This window comes from Pseudomonas sp. 05N434, assembly GCF_056396965.1.
Window position 1 is genome coordinate 1 of record NZ_JBFTMK010001128.1, and the last position, 458, is coordinate 458.

Consider the following 458-nt stretch of genomic DNA (forward strand, 5'->3'; position numbering starts at 1 on the left):
TCAGGGCCATGTGCGCGGCCATGGTGTCGACCAGGCGGCCCGGCTCGTCGATGCTGTTGAGCGACGACAGGACTTCAGCGGGGACTTTCTTACCCAGCTGCACATATTGTTCGAACTGAGCCAGCAGGCTGCGGACAAACACTTCCGATTCGCGCTCTGGCGCTTCGGTTTCGTCGATCAACGAGACTTCGGCACGGCAGTGGCCGTCGACTTCGCTGAAGCGCTCCACGGCGCCCCGCTGCTCGCCTTCGACAAGAACCTTGACGGTGCCGTCAGGCAGTTTGAGCAGCTGCAGAACGGTAGCAATGGTGCCTACGCGATAAAGTGCTTCTTCACCGGGATCGTCGTCAGCAGGATTCCGCTGAGCCAGCAGAAGGATCTGCTTGTCGCCCGTCATCGCTGCCTCGAGAGCTTCGATGGATTTCTCGCGCCCCACGAACAGCGGGATAACCATGTGC

Annotated in this window: 1 protein-coding gene; it reads right to left on the minus strand. The window is 60.7% G+C overall.

Going from position 1 to position 458, the window contains the following annotated elements; translation table 11 throughout:
- A partial coding sequence (locus AC1DLB_RS32065) for an LON peptidase substrate-binding domain-containing protein (RefSeq protein ID WP_477786545.1) occupies positions 1-458 on the minus strand: 458 nt, incomplete at both ends.